We start from the raw sequence: 12,732 nt of genomic DNA, 5'->3' as shown, positions 1-12,732 counted from the left end.
CAGCATCGCCAAGGCCGAAACGGGCTAGCGCTTAGCGGGCTCAATCCATTTGTTGACCACCGGCGCCTGCCACCGCCCAAGGGCATCGAGCAGGGCGCCGGGGTTGTCTTCGACGATCAGCATCTGGCTGTGTTCGGCCTTGATGAAGCCTTCCTGCACGCCGTGCGCGAACAGGCCCTGCAACGGCGCGAAAAACTGTGCGGTGTTCAGGCAGGCCACGCCTTTGTGGTGCTCGCCCAATTGCGACAAGGTCATCGCTTCCAGCAGTTCTTCAAAGGTGCCGAGGCCACCGGGCAGGGCGATGAAGCCATCGGCCAGTTCGCTCATGCGCGCTTTGCGGCTGCGCATGTCTTCGGTGATTTCATAGGTGCTGAGCCCTGGATGCATGTGCCCGAGTTCATGCAGCAATCGGGTGATGACGCCGATCACTTCGCCACCCTCGGCCAGTGCGCTGTCGGCAATCACGCCCATCAGGCCTTTGGCACTGCCGCCGTAGACCAGGCGAATACCGCGCCGGGCGATTTCGCGGCCCAGCGCTTTGGCGTCTTCACTGTAGCGAGGGTGGGTGCCGAAGTTGGAGCCGCAAAACACCGTGAGACTGCGCATCAGAAATCCTGGCTGGGGGGTGGGCGTCGCAGTTTCACGGCTGTTGGCCGACAAGAACAGCGCCAAGAAATCACCTGATGACTAGGCCACCAAGCATTCCAGGATGCGCCGGCCCAGTGCTTCGGCGCTGGTCTGGGAGTCGATGTTGGCAAACCCCAACAGCAGGCCGGGACCGGAGTGCTGCACGACATTCCATTCGCTCAAGGCTTCCGCGAAGAGACCGACGCTTGCCAGTTTCTGCACCAGCAAGCGGTCCGATTGCGGGGTCTTGAACCGCAGGATCAGGTGCATCCCGCCAGGTTGTGCATCAATGGAAATATGCGCGCCTAATACCTTGCGCAACCCGTTGGCGGTGGCTTCGCGGCGCTCGCCGTACAGCTTGCGCATGCGCTGGATATGCCGGGCGAAATGCCCTTCGGCGATAAAACTGGCGACGATGGCCTGGGTCAGTTCCGGGCAGTTGCCGAGGAAGCTCTGGCTGACCTGTTCGAAACGCCCGACCTGGGAAGCGGGTACCACTAGGTAGGCCAGGCGAATGCCGGGGAACAGCACTTTGCTGAAGGTACCCGCGTAAAGCACCCGGCCCTCGCGGTCCAGGCTCTTGAGGGCAGGTAATGGGCGGCTGATGTAACGGTACTCGCCGTCGTAGTCGTCCTCGATGATCCAGGCGTGTTCACGGCGGGCCCAGCTCAGCAGTTCCAGGCGGCGCGGCAGCGACAGCGACACACACAGCGGGCTTTGATGGGCCGGGGTGACGACCACGGCGCGGGCGGCGCTGAGGTGCTGTACGCAGAGGCCGTCCTGATCCACAGGCACGGGGATGGACTTGATCTGCAAGTGGTCCAGCAGTGGTCGTGTGGGCAGATAACCAGGGTCTTCGACCAGCACCGCGTCGCCGGGTGAGAGCAACGCATGGGTGACCAGGCTCAGGGTGTTGCGGTAGCCCGACGTGACGAAGATCTGTTCCGGCGTGCAGTGGATCCCCCGCGCCACCTGCAAGTAACTGGCGATAGCGGTGCGCAGCGAAGGCAGGCCGTAGACCGGCGGGTTGGACATGTCCGCCAGTTGTGTGGCACGCACGCAGCGGGCGGCGATTTTCGACCAGATCTTGCGTGGGAAGGCGTCCAGCGCCGGCAGGCCCATCTGGAAGGGGCGCACCTGTGACTGTTGTCGCACTGCGTTGTAGGGCGTGATGACCACGGGCGTAGGTTGGGCGCTCTCGATGCCGTGGGCCACCACCGTGCCTGCCTGGCCGCGAGGTTCAAGGTAACCCTCTGCGGCCAGCAATGCGTAGGTGCTGTCGATCGTGCCGCGCGCCAGCCCCAGTTCCTTGGCCAGCGCCCGTGCTGCCGGGACACGTTGGCCAGGCTTGAGCAGGCCCTCCGCGATGGCGCTGCGAAAGCGCCAGTAAAGCTGGCGGTATATCGGCTCGGCCGAGGTAGGGTCCAAAGGGGGCAACGTGTGCATGGGGGAGATTTCCTGGTCGCGGCTGCCTTAACTGTAGCGGCTGCATGACCTGTACCCAAGGACCATAACTGCAACATTTGACTAGACCATCATGGTCCGGTCACCGGGCCCATTCTTGGCTCTTTAGAGGTGAGCCATGGCGCTGCAACATGGTGCCTTCACTCAACGTCAACAGGATTTATCATGACCACTCGCCTCGATTACACCCAAGCATCCCCGGAAGGCTACAAGGCTTTCGGTGGCGTCTATGTCTACCTGCAGAACAGCGGCTTGCCCAAGGCGCTGATCGACCTGGTTTACCTGCGCGTCTCGCAGATCAACGGCTGCGCCTTCTGCATCGACATGCACTCGCGTGACCTGCTCAAGCAAGGCTTGGCCGTGGACAAGCTGGTGCTGGTGCCGGTGTGGCACGACGCACGGGATGTGTTCACCGCCCGCGAACGTATCGCCCTGGCTTTCGCTGAAGCGGTCACCCGCAGCGACGTCTCGGACGCAGAGTACGCAGCGGCCGCCGCCGAGTTCAGCGCCAAGGAGCTGGCCGACCTGACTTACGGCATTGCCTTGATGAACGCATTCAACCGCCTGGGCATCACCTTCCGCACCACGCCGGCTGCGGCTAACTGAAACCTTGCGCAATAAGGCAATTTAATGGCCCCTTTGTAACAAAATCCTCGCCAGAATCGCTTTTATTTTCAGGTGGTTAGGTGAGGATGCAAATGCGCTCTGTTGGAATCATGCTGATCGCCTGCTCCCTGGCCGGCGGCGCGGCTGCCGTGCAGGCGCGGGAGCTGCGCGAGGGTGACAAGTACATGTGCAGTTGGGGCGCCGGCACCGCCGCCAGGGCCCAGGAACTCAAGCTGTCGGGCGTGTCGTTGTACGCGGCGCGGCAGAAGATCCAAAGCATGAAGTTCAGCAAATCATGGATGCGCATGATGGCTATGGGCATTACCGAACAGACCTACGACAGCCGTTCACGGCTCAAGCCCGAGGCGATCCGCCAGGGCTTCTATCAGGATTGCGTGCGCTACAAAGTCGCACGCAAATAAGGGCTTAACGTGACAGCGGCGAGCTGGCGTCTTCCTGGAAATACACCTTCGCCGTCTCAATAAACCGCCGATTGGCCTGGGACAGGTATTCGCTGGCGCGCCAGCACAGGTTGAAGTGCATGAATTGCGCCGGCTCGAATGAAACGCCGGCCAACCCTGGTTCTTGCTCCTGCACAGATCGCAGCAAGGTGGACACGCCCATGCCGTTGCGCGTGGCGGTAATCACCAACGGCACGAAGTTGCTTTCCAGGGCGATGTTGAAACGCACGCGGGCGTTGCTGCAAAAGGCGTCCAGCAGATGGCGCTGCAGGAAAGTGTTGTCGAACACCAGCATCGGTTCGTGTTGCAGCCGCTGCGCCGAGATGGACGAGAGGCCCGCCAGCGGGTGATCTTCGGCCATGCACAACACCATCTCATCGCTGCCGAGCAGCACCGACTCCCACGCCGGATCAACCCGCCGCGACTCCAACAACGCCACATCGATGTCCCGCGTGGCCAGGCGTTCGCTGATGTCATCGGCGCTGCCTTCCACCACATGCATGGCAATGCCGGGGTACTGGGCGCGAAATTGCATCAGCAGGTCGGGAATATGGCGGATGCCGTACATGGGCGGTACGCCCACGCGGATTTCGCCGCTGTGCAGTTGGGTCAGGTCCTGCAGCTCACGGCGGGCACCGGCCAAGCCTTCAAGGCATGCCTCGGCGCGTGCCAGGAACAGCTGGCCTTCGGCAGTCACGCTGATCTGCCGCGTCGCGCGGTTGAACAGAGCCACGCCCAACTCATCCTCCAACCGGCTCACCGCCATGCTCAGAGCCGGCTGTGCCACGTGCAACGCCTGGGCGGCTTTGGTGAAGCTGCCTTGACGGGCGATCTCGACGCAGTACTCCAGCGCTTTCAGGTTCATGACGGCTCGCATAACAAAGAGTGATGACTGGCTTCACAAATGGATATTTTCTGTGATGAAGGCAAGTCTATAGCCTGTCGGCATTCTTCTCCATGCCGAGTACCCCACCATGCCCAACCATTGGCTCTTCACACTGATTATCGGCGCGCTGGGCGGCAGTCTTGCCAGTTGGGCGGGGTGGCCGTTGCCCTGGGTGATCGGTTCGCTGGTCGCCGTGATGCTGACCCGTTGCGCTGGCAGCCTGGTGCCGGAAATTCCCCATGGCCGCCAAGCCGGGCAACTCATCGTGGCGGTTGCCATCGGCTGTCATTTCACGCTGCCGGTGATGCAGCAGGTGGCGGCTCATCTCGGGCTGATCGTCACGGCGGTGTTGCTGACGCTGGTACTGGCGCTGTGTTCGGTGCTGATCTTGCATCGCTGGGGCGTGCCGTTCGGCACGGCGTTCTTCGCCTTGATGCCGGCCAACTCCAGCGAGATGGTGCACCTGGGCCGCCAACGCCAGGCGGACACCAGCTTTATTGCCGCCGCCCATAGCATCCGATTATTGCTGATTCTTTTGACGGTGCCGGCTGTCGCCACTTTCGGCATGCCCCCCGTCGCTGCGCATGCGCCATTGCCGGTGATCTGGCCCTGGCTGATCTTCATCCTCGCCGTGGGCTGGCTGGCGGCCTTGGGTTTCAAGCAGTGCAAGTTGCCTAACCCCTGGACCTTCGGGCCGTTCCTGATTTGCGCGGTGGGGGTGGGCTGCAATCACCTGTCGATGAGCATGCCGGGTTGGCTCAGCGGCAGCGGCCAGTTGCTGATTGGCTGCGCATTGGGCGTCGCGTTTGACCGCAGTTTCTTCCGCCGCACGCCGGGCCTGCTGGGCAAAGTGCTGCTGCTATTGATCGGTTCGGTGATTGCCAGCGCATTGGCCGCTTGGGCGCTGGGTGCCGGGTTGGGCATGCCGTGGCTGTCGCTGGCCCTGGGCATGATGCCCGGCAGCGCGCCGGAAATGAGCCTCACCGCCGAGGCCCTGGGTCTGGCCGTCACCCTGGTGACGGCGATGCAGGTGATCCGCATGTTGCTGATCCAGGCGGCGTGCCTGCCGTTGTATCGCCTGTTGGATCGGCCTTCTGAAGCACCGTCCAGTGCAAAATCTGCGTAGACCTGTCCAACTTCGCCCCGGCGCCACTCGCCATACTGGCGCCAGCTAACCGAAGAGGCCCATGCCATGACTGACTATGTATTCACACCTACGCCAACCCCCTCCCTGGCCGTGCAGGGCAGCGAAGCACGCTTCCCGCTACGCCGGGTGTTCTGTGTGGGTCGCAACTACAGCGAACATGCTCGTGAGATGGGGCATGACCCGGACCGCGAGCCGCCATTCTTCTTCATGAAACCGGCGGATGCCGTGGTGCCGGCCGAAGGCGTGATCGCCTATCCGCCGCTGACCGCCGACCTGCACCACGAAGTGGAGTTGGTGGTAGCCATCGGCAAGGGCGGTGTGGACATCAGCCCGGAACAAGCGTTTTCCCACATCTGGGGGTATGGCGTCGGCATCGACCTGACCCGCCGCGACCTGCAAGCCCAGGCGAAAAAGCTGTCACGCCCGTGGGATTGGGCCAAGGCTTTCGATGCGTCCGCACCGACGACTGCGCTGCAACCGGTGAGCGTGGTCGGGCATCCGTCCAGCGGCAAGATCTGGCTCAACGTGAACGGTGAACAGCGCCAGGTGGGCGACCTGGCCGACCAGATCTGGTCCGTCAGTGAAGTGATCAGCCATGCGTCGAAGTCCGTCGCGCTCAAAGCCGGCGACCTGATCTTCACCGGTACGCCCGCAGGCGTCGGTGCGTTACAACCGGGCGACGAGATCAGCGCTGGCATCGACGGCATCGGCGAGTTGCGTTTCACCCTCAGCCAGGGTTGAGGCTACAGTGGTGCCCAGGCCACCCGAGAGACCGTTATGCCAGGCACCCGCGTCACCACTTACGGCATGGAACAGCGCAGCGACCGCCCCGACTTCTACATTCGCGACAAACGCGGGCGAGCGGCGCTGACCAGCCCCCATCGCCATGAGTATTTCCAGATCCAGATCAACCTCGGCGGCGACACCGTGCAGCATATCGGCGGCGCGGTGCGGCCGTTTCCGCGCAAGGCCCTGGCGTTCATCCTGCCCCATCGCTTGCATGTGATTCCCCATCCTGAAGATGGCGAATTCATGCTGATCAACTTCAGCCAGGCGTTTTTCCTACCGCAGCTCACCTGCGACCCCCTGGACCTGGAAGACATTCCCATCGGCCAGGCGCCGGAGCTGTCGCCGTTTCGCTTCCAGGAGCAGTTGGACTTCATTCTCGAAGACGCGGCGTTCGAGCAGGTGCAAACCTGGCTTGCCCACATGCGCGAACTCGATGCCCACCGCACCTTCGGCGCCCGCGAACGCCTCAAGGGCTACCTGTTTCAACTGATCGGCCTGGTCTGTGAGCAGTACGCCGAGCCCTTGCAGGCTTTCGCCGCCAACAATGCCACGCGGCGCGGGCGTAAGGATGCGTTGGCACGGGTGCAGGGCTATATCCGCGAGCACTTGCATGAACCGACCCTCAACCTCACGGATGCAGCGGCGGCGGCGTTCCTGTCGCCCAACTACCTCACTCACCTGTTGCGCAAGGAAACCGGCAAACCCTTCTCGCAACTGGTGCTCGACCGGCGCATGCAGATGGCGCGCACCTTGTTGCTCAACAGTGCGCAAATGATTGGCGTGATCGCGCACCGCTGCGGTTTCACCGACGAGGCGTATTTTTCCCGGTGTTTCCGCAAGGCCCATGGGGTGGCGCCAGGGCAGTTCCGTCGACAGCAGCAAAGCGAGGCGCTGTAGGGCGTTTTACAAATCCACGACATTCACTGTGTTTCTATTTGCATACAATTGCGCCCTCTACTAGGGAGGCCAGTATGCAACCGCTCATCCGCCTGGCGACGCAGGACGATGTCGACACGCTCTTCGCCATTCGCACCTCGGTGGTGCAAAACCATTTGAGTGTCGAGCAAATGGCCGACTTGGGCATAACGCCCCAGGTACTGGCTGACAGCATCCGCGCAGCGCCCTGCGTTTGGATCGCCGAGGCGGAGGGTCAGCCTGCCGCTTTTGCCATGGTCGACCTGGCCGAAGGCGAGGTATTCGCGATGTTCGTGCGGCCGGCTTTCGAGAACCTGGGCCTGGGCCGTCAACTGATGGCGGTGGCTGAGGCCGCGCTGTTTGAACACCATGATCGGTTGTTCTTGATTACCGACGGCCGTGACGGAATCCGTGCCAACGGGTTTTATCAGCGGCTGGGTTGGAGCGTGGTCGGCCTGGTGGACGGCGATGATGTGCGTTACGAGAAGAGCAGGGCGCAATAACATCATGAACCCACCCGAGCCGCCGTCGTCCAACAGCTTTCGCTACTTTGTGCTCGGTGTGCTCTGTGCTGCGGTGTTGCTGGGGTTCTATTTTGTGCGGCTCAACGCCGAGATTGACCGCGAGCGGGAAGCCGCCAACGAACGTCTGGCATTGTGCAGGCAGGTAGAAAGTGTAAGGCGCTCGGTACTGCCCAATAGCCTTGAAATACACGAAGCGTGTAAGCATTTGAATGGACGTATATCCAATAGTGCGACGCCGCTATAATCCAATAGCCCTTTTTTATAAGTGGAATTAGTGTCGGTAGTTGCACCAAAAAGTGGCACGCATAGACCGCGCTACCTTAAAAAATGTGTGGTTATTGAATGACTTACAGCGATTTTAATCCGACGAAAGGATTAAAATAATCTTGTTACAGGTTTTTACAATCGTTACTATAGCCGGGCGTTCACCTCCCACGGTTTATGCATTTTTAAATCCCAAGTTTCCATCAGCTACTTGGGATTTTTTTTGCCTGCGATTTGACCTTCGCGTCACACTTCACCGTCAGCGAACTCCGCGCGCATCCGCCCATTGCGTTTGGCTTGATACAACAACTTGTCGACCTCTTCGACAAACCCCAGCATCGGGCTGTCGGGTTTCACGATGCGCGTACCGACGCCCAGACTCAGGGTCAGCAGGTTCGACACCGCCGAAAAACCATGCTCGATCTGCTGCTGGCGGATCAGGTGCAGGCAGCGCTGCGCCACTTGCCTGGCAGACTCTGCGTCGGTTTCCGGGAGCAGCCACACGAACTCTTCGCCGCCGATACGTGCAATGAAATCCCGTGGTCGGTTGGCCGCCTGAGACAAGGTATTTGCAACTTGGCGCAGGCATTCATCGCCCTTGATATGGCCGTAATGGTCGTTGTATTGCTTGAAAAAATCGATATCCAGAATGATCAGCGACAGGGGCAATTGGCTGCGCTGGGCGCTGGCCCATTCGCGCTCCAGCACGGTGTCGAACATGCGCCGGTTGGCGATGCCGGTGAGGCCGTCCTGGTAGGAGTATTCCTCAAGTTGTTTTTGCAGGCGCACCAGGTGCTCTTCGGTCTTCTTGCGCTCGCTGATATCGAACATGAACCCGATTAGCGCCTCGACCTCGCCGTCCTTGCGCACCACATGCACCACATCGCGAATCCACACGTAGTCGCCATTCACGGTCAGCGCGCGGTAGTCCGCTTCGTGGTCCACCCCGGCGCGCGATTGCGACACGCAGAAATTCACCACATATTCCCGATCATCCGGGTGCATGCGCTCGACCCAGTCGTCCACGCTCACCCAACTCTGCGGGGTCCAGCCCAGCAAAGCCTCGATCTGCGGGCCGATGTAGCTGAAGGTCATGCTCTGCCAATCGATACGCCAAGGGATGGCCTTGGTCGACTCCAGCAAGGTCTTGTACACATCGCTGTCGGGCTGGCTCGGAGGGTCGATGCTCATGGTGGTTTGGCTCAGATGATGGCGAAAAGCCAAGAGCGTCTTGTGATCGACGCTTCGAGTCAAGCGCTCGCCAGCGCAGCAGACGAGAGGTCGAACAGCGGGTTTTCTGGCGTCAGTGATTCGGCGTTTTCGAGGCGAAATGAGGCATGGCTAACACTTTTGCATTAATGCTTCCATGCCCGGTAGAACCTCTTCTACTCTGTCTCCATCACAACTACCGGGTGAGGCCCAGGGATGGGAACTTGTCATGATTTCAATCGCTGATCTCAACCGCATCATGGCCTCGGGTTTCCTGCCGCTGGCGTGCGATTGCACGCTCAACAGCGACGGCTCGTTGCGCATCAATATCTTCGAGCCAGTGTCCGGCCGGGTCGACCTGCTGCTGACCGGCGTGTCCCCCGAAGGTTTGGACAGCATCCGTTCCATCTCAAACCTGATTGGCGAGTTGCGCACCGAAATCAAGGCCGGGCGCCGGGGTTTTGCGGCGGTCGGCTAGCCGTTGACGCTGTGGGTCGGCGTATCGAGCGCGCCGTAATAGCGCCAGCAGCAATGGCGGTGTTCCGGCACGATCACGCAGCCGCTGAGGCTGGCAATCAGCAGTGCGGCAACCAGCATATAAAGTCGGCGGGACATGGTGTTTCCTCTTGGGTTGATCAGCGTTAATCCTTCAACGTTGCCACCTGCGTAAATCCGTCGCGAAGCTTGCAAACCTTTCATCAAGCGCCTTCATGCCCTGGGCAATACTGCCTGCGACAATAATCTGCGCGTCCTGCGACGGATTTTTCGACACACCCCGTTCAACCCATCAGCGACCGGCACTTTCGCCCGTTGCATGAAGGAGTTGCCATGAGACCCCTGGCCACATTGCGCTTTGCCTTGCTTGCTCCGCTGGCCCTTGCCGCGTTTGTCAGCACCCCGGTGTTTGCCCAGACCGAAATCATCATCCGCCAGGCGCCGCCACCGGAGCGTGTGGAAATGGTTCCCGTGGAGCGACCGGGCTACGCCTGGGACCGTGGCCACTGGCGCTGGGAAGGGCGTGGCTATGGCTGGGTGCCAGGCCACTGGCAGCCGGTGATGCGCAATGCGCGCTGGGAGCCCGGCCATTGGGAGGCCCACGGTCCCAACTGGTACTGGCGCGAAGGGCATTGGATCCGCTGACCGAGAATTGCCCGATTGAAAGACTCTGATCCGGACGTTGAACTGCTCGCACGTATCGGCAACAACGAACCAGCGGCCGTTAACGAAATGGTGACGCGCAAACTGCCGCGTCTGCTGGCGCTCGCCAGCCGGATCCTGGGGGATGCCGACGAAGCCAAGGACGTGGCCCAGGAAAGCTTCCTGCGCATCTGGCGCCAGGCGGCCAGTTGGCGCAGTGGCGAGGCGCGTTTCGACACGTGGCTGCATCGGGTGGCGCTCAACCTGTGCCATGACCGCTTGCGTCGGCGCAAGGAACGTCCTTTGAACGAGGAGGATGCGCTGGAGCTGGCGGACAGCGCACCACCTCTGGATGAACAATTGGAAAGCGCCGACCGCAATGCGCGCATGGCCGCCGCGTTGGCCGCTTTGCCCGCGCGTCAGCGCGAGGCGATTGTGTTGCAGTACTACCAGGAGCTGTCGAACATCGACGCAGCGGCCCTGATGAATATCAGCGTCGAGGCACTGGAGAGCCTGCTATCGCGGGCCCGACGCCAGTTGCGCAGCCAACTTGCCGATACACCCGGGCTTGCCCGCCCAGGAAGGGGAACATCATGACACCCGAACGATTTGCTTATCTGGCCGACGCCTATGGCGCCAACCTACAGCGTTGGCCCCTGGCTGAGCGCGGGGCGGCTCAGGCGCTGCTCGACGGCGGTAATGTCAGTGCCCGAGAAGTGTTGGATCAGGCCGGTTGGCTCGACGCCCAACTGGACAGCCATCAACTGGCATTCACCGACCCGGCGCTGGCCCGGCAGATCCGCCAGTCGGCGCTGCGCCGGACGTCGTTCTGGTCGCGCTATGCCGCTTGGCTGTCACCGGCGGGACTGGTGGGCGTGGGTATTGCCGGTGTTGTCACCGGCATGCTGGTGGCGTCCATGAGCGTACCGCTGCCGATGGTGTCCGCCGAGGTGTTGCCCAGTGTGTTTGACCAGGGCGATGCGCAAGTCATCTTTACCGTCAATGCCGAGGAATCCGAGCAATGAGTACCCAATCCCTTAAACCGTGGTTGCTGGTCTCGGTGTTGCTCAATGTGTTTTTGATGGGCGGGGTGGGCGGGGCGGTTTACCACTGGATGGCCAGTGCCAAGCCTGCCGAGGCGGCGGTCAACCAGCATGGGCTGCGGCAGGCGATGGTCAAGTTGCCGCCGGAGCGGCGACGGGAACTGCGCCAGTTGTTGCGCCATAACCGTGCCGATAGCCAGCCGCTGGTAATGGCCGGGCGGGAGGCGCGGTTGGGGGTGATCAAGCAGTTGGAGGCACCGACGCTGGACCGGGATGTGCTGGTCACCGAATTGGCCAAGGCTCGCGAGGCGGATATGGCACTTCGTGCCTTGGTGGACACCACGCTGGCGCAGTTTGCCAGCACCTTGCCCCAGGTCGAGCGGCAAAAACTGGTCGAGGCGTTGTACCTGCGCGGGCAGGGCAAACCTAAAGAAAAACTCAAGGAGCCGGTAGCGGACTCAAAATAGCAGGCAAAAAAAATCCCGCCGGGAAGGGCGGGATCGGGATTCAGGGTTGCCCGTGAATCAAGCCGGGAACAGTTCGCTCAGCTTCATCGCCAGCATCATGTCGCCTTCGGTGCGCAGTTTGCCGCTCATGAAGGCCTGCATGCCGTCAGTATCGCCGCTGACGATGCCTTCCATGGTTTCGCCGTCGGTCACCAGGGTAACTTGGGCGTCTGGGTTTTCGCCTTCCAGCAGTTCGCAGGTGTTGTTTTTCACCACCAGCGAGAAGTTCTGGGTGTCGTCGATACGGAAACCGAACACCAGGTCCAGGCCGTCGGCGGCGGCTGGGTTGAATTTGGCTTTCATTGCTTCTACAGCTTTGGCTACGTCAGTCATGGTTTCGATCCTTTAGGGTAGAGTCCAGTGACCTTGGGGTCACGGTTGGCCGCAGTTCATCGGAACGTGATGAGCTGCGGCGCCTTCAACAGTTGCAAGTGGGTATGACTGTTGAAGGAAGCCAGTGCCACCTCGCGACCGCGGAATTTCAGCTGGTTGAGCGAGGTGTTAACAATTTGCCAGTTCAGTTCGAAGGCCTGCGCGGCAGGCATCCGGGTAATCAGGTGGAGCAAGGCGGTGATGGTGCCGCCGGAGGTGAATACTGCAACTTTCTGCGTGTTGTCCGCCGCTTCAAGAATACGTTGCAAGCCGCCCTGGACACGTTCCACAAAGCCCAGCCAACTCTCCAGCCCCAGTGGATCATAGGTGCCGGCCAGCCAGCGCTCGATGATCAGGGCGAAGATGCGCTGGAATTCGCTGCGGTTCTGCGCGGCATTGCGCAGGATCTCCAGGGCGTCGGGTTCGGTGGTGAGCAGATCGGGGAGCAGGGCGCGGATGATCGCGTCGGCATCGAATTCGTTGAAGGCGCTGTCGATTTCCAGCGGCGGCACCGGCAGGCCCAGGGCACTGTACTGCTCGAACGCGGCGGTGGCGGTGTGCTGCTGGCGGCGCAGGTCGCCGGCCACACAGCGGTCGAACACCAGGCCCATGTCGGCCAAGTGGCGGCCGAGCACCTGTGCCTGTTCCACGCCGACGGGCGACAGGACGTCATAGTCGTCTGCACCGAAGGAGGCCTGGCCATGTCGAATCAGATAGATGCTGCCCACGTCCGTTTTCCCGGTACGTTGAAAGTCTGGCGAGGTTATGAGGATGCCTGCGAG

The 12,732-nt window shown here is 61.4% G+C and carries 19 protein-coding genes; 12 read left to right on the top strand and 7 right to left on the bottom strand.

Annotation, left to right across the window (positions count from 1 at the left end):
- Nucleotides 1–24: 24 nt before the first annotated feature.
- Both ACP7C6_RS28935 and ACP7C6_RS28930 read right to left on the bottom strand, forming a co-directional pair.
- On the bottom strand, nucleotides 25–606 hold the full coding sequence (locus ACP7C6_RS28935) for a TIGR00730 family Rossman fold protein (protein WP_426109568.1): 582 nt from the start codon (nucleotides 604–606) through the stop codon (nucleotides 25–27).
- Between the two features lie 81 nt (nucleotides 607–687).
- Nucleotides 688–2,073 (bottom strand): PLP-dependent aminotransferase family protein, encoded by a 1,386-nt coding sequence (locus ACP7C6_RS28930; protein WP_426109567.1) that lies wholly within the window; start codon nucleotides 2,071–2,073, stop codon nucleotides 688–690.
- A gap of 183 nt (nucleotides 2,074–2,256) precedes the next feature.
- Between ACP7C6_RS28930 and ACP7C6_RS28925 the strand changes: the two genes are divergently transcribed.
- Both ACP7C6_RS28925 and ACP7C6_RS28920 read left to right on the top strand, forming a co-directional pair.
- The gene (locus ACP7C6_RS28925) at nucleotides 2,257–2,697 is read left to right on the top strand and encodes a carboxymuconolactone decarboxylase family protein (protein ID WP_061436440.1); all 441 of its coding nucleotides are present in this window, start codon (nucleotides 2,257–2,259) and stop codon (nucleotides 2,695–2,697) included.
- Nucleotides 2,698–2,789: 92 nt separating this feature from the next.
- Nucleotides 2,790–3,119 carry a hypothetical protein gene (locus tag ACP7C6_RS28920; RefSeq protein ID WP_025999890.1) on the top strand — a complete coding sequence of 110 codons (330 nt, stop codon included), beginning with the start codon at nucleotides 2,790–2,792 and terminating at the stop codon, nucleotides 3,117–3,119.
- 4 nt (nucleotides 3,120–3,123) lie between these two features.
- Here ACP7C6_RS28920 and ACP7C6_RS28915 read toward each other — a convergent pair whose 3' ends face one another.
- A complete protein-coding gene (locus tag ACP7C6_RS28915; protein ID WP_068938018.1) occupies nucleotides 3,124–4,023 on the bottom strand; it encodes a LysR family transcriptional regulator in 900 nt (299 codons plus the stop codon).
- A gap of 109 nt (nucleotides 4,024–4,132) precedes the next feature.
- On the opposite strand from ACP7C6_RS28915, the gene ACP7C6_RS28910 reads away from it, so the two are divergent.
- The 5 genes from ACP7C6_RS28910 to ACP7C6_RS28890 all read left to right on the top strand — a co-directional run bounded on the left by ACP7C6_RS28910 (nucleotide 4,133) and on the right by ACP7C6_RS28890 (nucleotide 7,663).
- Nucleotides 4,133–5,170, top strand: a complete 1,038-nt coding sequence (locus ACP7C6_RS28910) for an AbrB family transcriptional regulator (RefSeq protein ID WP_068938019.1) — start codon at nucleotides 4,133–4,135, stop codon at nucleotides 5,168–5,170.
- 66 nt (nucleotides 5,171–5,236) lie between these two features.
- Nucleotides 5,237–5,932: a fumarylacetoacetate hydrolase family protein gene (locus tag ACP7C6_RS28905; protein WP_028616446.1), complete on the top strand. Its 696-nt coding sequence runs from the start codon at nucleotides 5,237–5,239 to the stop codon at nucleotides 5,930–5,932.
- Nucleotides 5,933–5,968: 36 nt separating this feature from the next.
- The gene (locus tag ACP7C6_RS28900; RefSeq protein WP_123476759.1) at nucleotides 5,969–6,877 is read left to right on the top strand and encodes a helix-turn-helix transcriptional regulator; all 909 of its coding nucleotides are present in this window, start codon (nucleotides 5,969–5,971) and stop codon (nucleotides 6,875–6,877) included.
- Between the two features lie 74 nt (nucleotides 6,878–6,951).
- On the top strand, nucleotides 6,952–7,398 hold the full coding sequence (locus ACP7C6_RS28895; protein ID WP_426109566.1) for a GNAT family N-acetyltransferase: 447 nt from the start codon (nucleotides 6,952–6,954) through the stop codon (nucleotides 7,396–7,398).
- A gap of 4 nt (nucleotides 7,399–7,402) precedes the next feature.
- Nucleotides 7,403–7,663: a hypothetical protein gene (locus tag ACP7C6_RS28890; protein ID WP_426109565.1), complete on the top strand. Its 261-nt coding sequence runs from the start codon at nucleotides 7,403–7,405 to the stop codon at nucleotides 7,661–7,663.
- 266 nt (nucleotides 7,664–7,929) lie between these two features.
- Here ACP7C6_RS28890 and ACP7C6_RS28885 read toward each other — a convergent pair whose 3' ends face one another.
- Nucleotides 7,930–8,874, bottom strand: a complete 945-nt coding sequence (locus tag ACP7C6_RS28885; protein WP_028616443.1) for a sensor domain-containing diguanylate cyclase — start codon at nucleotides 8,872–8,874, stop codon at nucleotides 7,930–7,932.
- A 247-nt stretch (nucleotides 8,875–9,121) separates the two neighbouring features.
- Here ACP7C6_RS28885 and ACP7C6_RS28880 point away from each other — a divergent pair, with 247 nt between their 5' ends.
- The gene (locus ACP7C6_RS28880; protein ID WP_028616442.1) at nucleotides 9,122–9,370 is read left to right on the top strand and encodes a DUF1652 domain-containing protein; all 249 of its coding nucleotides are present in this window, start codon (nucleotides 9,122–9,124) and stop codon (nucleotides 9,368–9,370) included.
- Here the strand turns inward: ACP7C6_RS28880 and ACP7C6_RS28875 are convergent.
- Nucleotides 9,367–9,507, bottom strand: a complete 141-nt coding sequence (locus ACP7C6_RS28875) for a hypothetical protein (RefSeq protein WP_162834922.1) — start codon at nucleotides 9,505–9,507, stop codon at nucleotides 9,367–9,369. The two genes, ACP7C6_RS28880 and ACP7C6_RS28875, sit on opposite strands and share 4 nt — an antisense overlap.
- A 213-nt stretch (nucleotides 9,508–9,720) precedes the next feature.
- On the opposite strand from ACP7C6_RS28875, the gene ACP7C6_RS28870 reads away from it, so the two are divergent.
- From ACP7C6_RS28870 to ACP7C6_RS28855, 4 genes are read left to right on the top strand one after another with little or no spacing between them, the layout of a single operon-like run.
- Nucleotides 9,721–10,032: a YXWGXW repeat-containing protein gene (locus ACP7C6_RS28870; protein ID WP_028616441.1), complete on the top strand. Its 312-nt coding sequence runs from the start codon at nucleotides 9,721–9,723 to the stop codon at nucleotides 10,030–10,032.
- A 15-nt stretch (nucleotides 10,033–10,047) separates the two neighbouring features.
- Nucleotides 10,048–10,626 carry an RNA polymerase sigma factor gene (locus ACP7C6_RS28865; protein ID WP_426109564.1) on the top strand — a complete coding sequence of 193 codons (579 nt, stop codon included), beginning with the start codon at nucleotides 10,048–10,050 and terminating at the stop codon, nucleotides 10,624–10,626.
- The gene (locus ACP7C6_RS28860) at nucleotides 10,623–11,054 is read left to right on the top strand and encodes a hypothetical protein (protein ID WP_305384913.1); all 432 of its coding nucleotides are present in this window, start codon (nucleotides 10,623–10,625) and stop codon (nucleotides 11,052–11,054) included. Before ACP7C6_RS28865 ends, ACP7C6_RS28860 begins: the two co-directional genes overlap by 4 nt.
- Complete coding sequence (locus ACP7C6_RS28855; protein WP_308908735.1) at nucleotides 11,051–11,539, top strand: periplasmic heavy metal sensor; 489 nt, start codon at nucleotides 11,051–11,053, stop codon at nucleotides 11,537–11,539. Before ACP7C6_RS28860 ends, ACP7C6_RS28855 begins: the two co-directional genes overlap by 4 nt.
- Nucleotides 11,540–11,596: 57 nt before the next feature.
- Here the strand turns inward: ACP7C6_RS28855 and ACP7C6_RS28850 are convergent, their stop codons facing one another.
- Both ACP7C6_RS28850 and ACP7C6_RS28845 read right to left on the bottom strand, forming a co-directional pair.
- A complete protein-coding gene (locus ACP7C6_RS28850) occupies nucleotides 11,597–11,911 on the bottom strand; it encodes an SCP2 sterol-binding domain-containing protein (protein WP_016969749.1) in 315 nt (104 codons plus the stop codon).
- Nucleotides 11,912–11,967: 56 nt separating this feature from the next.
- The gene (locus ACP7C6_RS28845) at nucleotides 11,968–12,678 is read right to left on the bottom strand and encodes a histidine phosphatase family protein (protein ID WP_426109563.1); all 711 of its coding nucleotides are present in this window, start codon (nucleotides 12,676–12,678) and stop codon (nucleotides 11,968–11,970) included.
- Nucleotides 12,679–12,732: the final 54 nt, after the last annotated feature.

It is taken from the genome of Pseudomonas sp. TWR1-1-4, assembly GCF_049897165.1.
Taxonomy (GTDB): Bacteria; Pseudomonadota; Gammaproteobacteria; order Pseudomonadales; family Pseudomonadaceae; genus Aquipseudomonas; species Aquipseudomonas canadensis.
This window is presented reverse-complemented; position numbering and strand designations above follow the sequence as displayed.

Excerpts from the sequence above, each read along its gene's own strand:
- ACP7C6_RS28935 (WP_426109568.1), bottom strand. The coding sequence starts at position 606 with ATGCGCAGTCTCACGGTGTTTTGCGGCTCCAACTTCGGCACCCACCCT.
- ACP7C6_RS28930 (WP_426109567.1), bottom strand. The coding sequence starts at position 2,073 with ATGCACACGTTGCCCCCTTTGGACCCTACCTCGGCCGAGCCGATATAC.
- ACP7C6_RS28925 (WP_061436440.1), top strand. The coding sequence starts at position 2,257 with ATGACCACTCGCCTCGATTACACCCAAGCATCCCCGGAAGGCTACAAG.
- ACP7C6_RS28920 (WP_025999890.1), top strand. The coding sequence starts at position 2,790 with ATGCGCTCTGTTGGAATCATGCTGATCGCCTGCTCCCTGGCCGGCGGC.
- ACP7C6_RS28915 (WP_068938018.1), bottom strand. The coding sequence starts at position 4,023 with ATGAACCTGAAAGCGCTGGAGTACTGCGTCGAGATCGCCCGTCAAGGC.
- ACP7C6_RS28910 (WP_068938019.1), top strand. The coding sequence starts at position 4,133 with ATGCCCAACCATTGGCTCTTCACACTGATTATCGGCGCGCTGGGCGGC.
- ACP7C6_RS28905 (WP_028616446.1), top strand. The coding sequence starts at position 5,237 with ATGACTGACTATGTATTCACACCTACGCCAACCCCCTCCCTGGCCGTG.
- ACP7C6_RS28900 (WP_123476759.1), top strand. The coding sequence starts at position 5,969 with ATGCCAGGCACCCGCGTCACCACTTACGGCATGGAACAGCGCAGCGAC.
- ACP7C6_RS28895 (WP_426109566.1), top strand. The coding sequence starts at position 6,952 with ATGCAACCGCTCATCCGCCTGGCGACGCAGGACGATGTCGACACGCTC.
- ACP7C6_RS28890 (WP_426109565.1), top strand. The coding sequence starts at position 7,403 with ATGAACCCACCCGAGCCGCCGTCGTCCAACAGCTTTCGCTACTTTGTG.
- ACP7C6_RS28885 (WP_028616443.1), bottom strand. The coding sequence starts at position 8,874 with ATGAGCATCGACCCTCCGAGCCAGCCCGACAGCGATGTGTACAAGACC.
- ACP7C6_RS28880 (WP_028616442.1), top strand. The coding sequence starts at position 9,122 with ATGATTTCAATCGCTGATCTCAACCGCATCATGGCCTCGGGTTTCCTG.
- ACP7C6_RS28875 (WP_162834922.1), bottom strand. The coding sequence starts at position 9,507 with ATGTCCCGCCGACTTTATATGCTGGTTGCCGCACTGCTGATTGCCAGC.
- ACP7C6_RS28870 (WP_028616441.1), top strand. The coding sequence starts at position 9,721 with ATGAGACCCCTGGCCACATTGCGCTTTGCCTTGCTTGCTCCGCTGGCC.
- ACP7C6_RS28860 (WP_305384913.1), top strand. The coding sequence starts at position 10,623 with ATGACACCCGAACGATTTGCTTATCTGGCCGACGCCTATGGCGCCAAC.
- ACP7C6_RS28855 (WP_308908735.1), top strand. The coding sequence starts at position 11,051 with ATGAGTACCCAATCCCTTAAACCGTGGTTGCTGGTCTCGGTGTTGCTC.
- ACP7C6_RS28850 (WP_016969749.1), bottom strand. The coding sequence starts at position 11,911 with ATGACTGACGTAGCCAAAGCTGTAGAAGCAATGAAAGCCAAATTCAAC.